4 protein-coding genes are annotated in these 5450 nt (G+C 38.1%); all 4 read right to left on the bottom strand.

The window, feature by feature from the left end; all coding sequences use genetic code 11:
- Positions 1 to 1013: hypothetical protein (locus tag KK060_RS24390; RefSeq protein WP_254157820.1), on the bottom strand; the 1013-nt coding region annotated here is incomplete at its 3' end.
- Between the two features lie 75 nt (positions 1014 to 1088).
- Positions 1089 to 3320 (bottom strand): hypothetical protein, encoded by a 2232-nt coding sequence (locus tag KK060_RS24395; protein ID WP_254157822.1) that lies wholly within the window; start codon positions 3318 to 3320, stop codon positions 1089 to 1091.
- A 223-nt stretch (positions 3321 to 3543) separates the two neighbouring features.
- Positions 3544 to 4041: a hypothetical protein gene (locus KK060_RS24400; RefSeq protein WP_254157824.1), complete on the bottom strand. Its 498-nt coding sequence runs from the start codon at positions 4039 to 4041 to the stop codon at positions 3544 to 3546.
- On the bottom strand, positions 4038 to 5450 hold a 1413-nt coding region (locus KK060_RS24405), incomplete at its 5' end, for a polymorphic toxin-type HINT domain-containing protein (protein WP_254157826.1). The genes KK060_RS24405 and KK060_RS24400, both read right to left, overlap by 4 nt.

The raw sequence follows: 5450 nt of genomic DNA on the forward strand, positions 1-5450 counted from the left end.
TTACTCATCCCCATTTCCGTTGTGTAAACATTCCCTGTCGACCCTGAGCATACTCCAACTGGTTCAGATACTGTTGGATGGGGAGAACTATTGAGGGGAACACTTACTATACGACTTCCTATACATGTACCATCTGTGTATGAAACAGATACATCAGCGGAAGTACTTGTCAAAGGCCAGTCAACCGTAATTTTATTGGTGCCCTGACCCATTATAATTGTACCTCCTGATACTGTCCACTCATAGGAGGTCATGCCAGGTTCTGTTAAAAAATCCGTAGTGCCTCCCTGACAGGATTGATCCCTATTTGAAATTATATTTGGAGTAAGTTGGGTTTCTGTAACTACATGAGGAGCTGAATTCTTAGGACATCTATTTTCTCTTGTCGAATAACTCACTTGAATACTATACGCTCCCCCAGATGAAACATATAATGATGTACCCGATCCAACAAACGTATCATCCTTAAACCATTGAATACTATATCCTGGTTCGTTATATGCATTGAGTGTAACACCCTGCCCTGTGCAAAATGAGGTAGGCCCAGAAATAGAAGCGGTTAAATTTCTAATTGGTATTACGAACTCATCACTAGCAGAACAAATTATACCCCTCCTTAAATTAATTCTTGCCTGAGGATATTTATTATTAAAAACAATTCTTACGGTTGAAGATGTAGTACTCCCAATAATAATCCCTGCATCTGATGGGGATATAGACCATCTGCAAACAGATGTAGCTGTTGTACTATAGACAACCTCAACTCCTGGGCATGCGGATGAAGGACCTAAAATTTGAGCCTCCGAAATAACCGAAAGAAAAATAAAACTCAATAGTAGTAGAAACGTCTTAGTCTTCCGTTTGACTAAGAAAGAAGACGGATTTCTTAAAGCATTAATTAAATTCGGAAGAATTATAGGTAGATGATTATCTATTATCAGCTTTACTGTTCTCATTGTGCCGAAGTCGGCATCAAATTGTGATTTCTCAAATTGAGAACTTGCTTCGCGCATAAACTTTGTGATGGGGTTTTATTTAAAAGACAATACTTAATTTTCAGCAATGCTCTGCTTATTGCCTTATTTTATTTAAGGATTCTGAACATTAATCTTACCATTGTTTTGTACAAGTAATGCCCTGGAAGTAGTCGTGTTATTTTCGCCCTTTATCACCACGTTACCCTTGACCCGCAACACTGCAGACGCGCCCTCTATTTTCAAACAGGTATTTTCATTAATAGCGGTTATGTTAACTCCTAGTGAAGTAATGCCACTAGCCAGTGTGACTGTATAACCTTTTATCTGTACCTCATCAGAACTACTAGGGTATAAGGTGGCCGGAGTTCCTCCCTCAGACAATGACCATGTATTTGGTTGAGTCCAATCTCCATTAGCGATAGCATAATAAGTTTGCGGAGTACGAGTAAAGGAAACGGTTGTTAGCGGAAATATTCCTGATCGAAGAGATACATCGACAAATAGTTGGTATGATGTATTTGCAGCCACTGTACGTACCACTTCTCCGTTTATGTAATACTTTACATTTGATCCCTCCCTTGCTATAGTATATACAGCTCCTTCTTCCTGTGTTGCTACAATTCCTTTCGACGTACCCCATTCATACACCAAAACATTTCCTTCGCTGAAATAGAATGCGTAGTCAATACGCTGGTAAAGGACTACATTATTCATCCTTGCCAACCCAAACATACAATCAATACTCCCTGAGGGCATTACGCACTCAACCCAACCATCTGTTGACGGAGGTAAAACATTGGATGAGATCGCACCGGCATTCCAGGCACCATCCCCTCCCGCAGTTTTTATTAATGTATTATTGACAGTAACGGAAGTATTCTGCAGATCTGCCCATTCAACCGGGTAGCCCGCGCGATAGGTGCGTGTAAATGTATTGGATAGCGCATCATTAACCGTAACGGTATATGATCCGCGGTTTTTATCGGTAATAATATTACTCGTCTCTCCACTTGACCATGAAATATTCTGCGGCGGGTAACTCCCTTGTATATTCAACGCAATGCTTCCCGACGTGTTTGAAGAAGCATCAGGTAATGTTATAGAAGGCAGCACCCGAATCTTTTTATCAAACGAGGCGGTGACTACAGGCAATGATGCATTTTTTGTTGCAGCGCCAACATCAATTAAAAAAGTTGTCGTATAAGGAACATCTGTTACTTCGCGTTTCATTTGTCCATTTAAATAATACCTGATAAAGGTCCCTTGCCTTTCTATTCTGAATATATCACCTTTCATTATCCCTGCTGAAAATCCAGCATTTGTATTCATTTCATAGATTAATATCCCTCCTGATGTATTGACAAACCATCCGTAATTTACTTTATCGCGATTGAAGCCATTGTCAATTCTAGAAAGACCAATTATAAACTCGGCACCCGGTTCATTTACTACAAACTCTATCCATCCATCTGTATTTGCCGGTAATACATTTAATGAGGATGCTCCCGATGTTCCCCACCCATCAGCATCTGTTTTAGTAAGTGAATTGTCAGCATTTACGGAGATATTAGAAAGATTAGTCCAGCTGACCGGATAGCCTAAATTGTATGTACGGGATATTGCCTGACCACCGCCATCAGTAATATTAACAGTATAAGCCCCGCGACTTTTAGACGAAATAACGGAAGCCGTTTCTCCGCTCGACCATGTATAATTAACAGGATTCGTACCGTTTTCAAGTTGTATATTGATAATCCCATTATTATTGGACACGCCCGGATTAACAATAAAGGACTTCGCCGTTAATTTTGTTGTAAAAGAACTACGGACAACAGGTATAGTACCTGTATGAATACTAACGTCAGCCCTTAACGGATCATTTGTATTAGCCAATGTTATGGTTTTAACCACTGTTGTATTCTTGTAGAAATTTATTACTCCACCTTCCCTGGCTATCTTCAAAATATCACCTGCAACTAAAGATAATGTTATCCCTTGGTCCGCACTGCCAAGATATATTTTAAGGGAGCTTCCAAAAATATGAAAATTGTAATCACTTAATGTGTAGCTGGGGCTTACGTTAAGTCTGGAAAGCGCGATCATGTATGTATTTCCCGTACCTGAATAGGTAAACTGTATATATCCATCTGTATTCGGCAAGAGAAGGTTTTCACTTGCAGCACCTGAATCAAAGGTACTGGCAACTCCACCTGCCTTAGTTAGGGTATTATCTGCATTTACATTTACGTTTATAGGATTACTCCATACAATGGGGTAAGTGGTTTGCGCCTGTGTAGTGATATAACTCAAGATAAGGACTACAAAGTAGACAAGTTTTTTCATGGGGTTTATTTGATGAATGTGCTTGTGTTTTAAAGTGATTTTAACGCTTCTTATGCTAATTGTTTCTATTCGTTTACAACTTCTATTTGTTGTTAGTCGTTATTCTTACCTATTAGAGCACAAGCGAGACGCTTGCGCTAGTGTCGGTCTACCTTGATCCGCGCCAGTTTAGGGCAAGTTCCCTTACCCGCTTGCCTTTACCCTATAAAATTTACCAGAACACTCAGAACAGATCTGGGGAGTTACTTGCGCGAATACTGTTATATAACTGAAGATTAAAATTTACTACCTGATAAAATCCAAAAAAATCCTTTTCAAAAGAATACATAACCTTTGTTTTTGAAGGCAAAAGCATACCAATCGATTTTTGGCCTGTATCTATCTTATCAAATTCCCATTGAACATTGATTTGATTTAAGAACATGGCGAAGTCAACAAAATTGGCCTTGTAGCCTAAATCAAATTTTTTTTCTTCTATCTCAACCTTATGCAAAGCATCTAAGTCAATATCAAACTTTATACTTATTCCTATTATTATTCCATTTAAGCAGCTAATATCGTATTCGCCTTTATCATAATTAAATTTAAAAAGGGATGGTATATCTCCATCCTGCACCTGATATTGCTCTAAATCTCTACATTTAAAACCGTTAATATCTGATCCTGTTTTTATATCGCCCAAGAAGCCTTGAAATAATAATTCACTTATACCCTTTTTCATTTTTTAATATCCTTTTGTGCTTTCTGCAGAAATTCGTAAAGTCGATTTAACTTTTTTTCTCTATTAGTGCCCTTAAGTTGACCGCTACTTATTGCACTTTCTACTCTTTCCAGAAGCGAGGGAATAAAATTTGAATCTTTCAAAGCTTCTTTTCCATATTGTTCCAATAATTTCGCTTTCTCCTTATCGGGTTTACCTACAATATTAAATATAACTTTAGTTCCATCTTCTGATAATTCAAATCCTATTTCACCAATTTTTTTACTCTTATGGAATATATCCCCATGGATGCCTTTAGTTAGGACATCTGTCATCACCGTTTTATATTTTTGCCAAGTGAATCCAAAATCGCACGGCCCCCCGTTATGAACTAAAATATTAAATTGAGTAACGTAATATGTGTGAAAATCTTCCACAATAAAATTGTAGACAAAAAACTTTCCAACCTTAAAGGTAATTGATTCAACTATAGAGTTTTTCCCTGAATAAATTGTTAGTTCATCTCCAGGTCTGATGTTTCTGACATTTACCCATTTTCCCCTAACAAAGAAGGGGTGATCTGACGTTACATTAACAATTTCGCTAGCAACTTGGACATAGTACAATGTATCTCTTTGATACTTAAAGGTTCTAAGAACTTTCTTTAACTGCTTAACTCCTGTCTCTTCATTATAGGCCCACACCAAATCTCCAACACCAATATCCTTTATTTCAACATATCCACTATCTGTTAAAATAGGCGTCTTCCCATCAAAACAACCACAAGGATTGAATTTATTTACAACACTTGCTATCTCATCAGAATACTTAAGTGATTTAGCTGCGTACTTACCTAACTTACCAAGAGGAACGAATTCTAATGTAGCATTAACAGCAACATCCGCTCCTACTTCTTTTCCCCTTTGTTGATCTATAGTTGCATTAACAGACCATCCACCTGGTAAGATATCAATTACCGTTTGCTCTGCTTCTAGTACAGTCTCAAGTCTTTCTTTTATAACTTCAAGCTTGACCCTTTGATACGCATTCTTAGACTGATTTTGAATCTCTTCCTTCAAATCATCTGCATGATCTTGGTCAACACTTAAATCATAACCAAACCATTTAGCAAAATCCGCAAATACTTTTTTCGCTTCAAGTCCATCTAAATCGATTGCCTGTATCGGCGTGTTAGATGCAAATTGATAAGGCGTCAATTCAGGATATTCCTTCGTCAACGGATCAACACTTAAGAATTTTCCTATACTCGGATTATAAATCCTGAACCCATAATCATATACCGCACTGCCCCACTCTCCATTGTCATCCTTCTCCTTCCCATTAAACCCATAGCGGTACTTGCCATTCGCATTCCAGGTTCTGTTGGGTTGGTCCATACCGAAGGGGTAGTAGTTCTGGATGCTCGTTAC

This window comes from Chryseosolibacter indicum, from assembly GCF_018598585.1.
GTDB lineage: Bacteria > Bacteroidota > Bacteroidia > Cytophagales > Cyclobacteriaceae > Chryseosolibacter > Chryseosolibacter indicus.

Coding starts and splice junctions, on each gene's coding strand:
- KK060_RS24395 (WP_254157822.1), bottom strand. CDS start 3,320: ATGAAAAAACTTGTCTACTTTGTAGTCCTTATCTTGAGTTATATCACT.
- KK060_RS24400 (WP_254157824.1), bottom strand. CDS start 4,041: ATGAAAAAGGGTATAAGTGAATTATTATTTCAAGGCTTCTTGGGCGAT.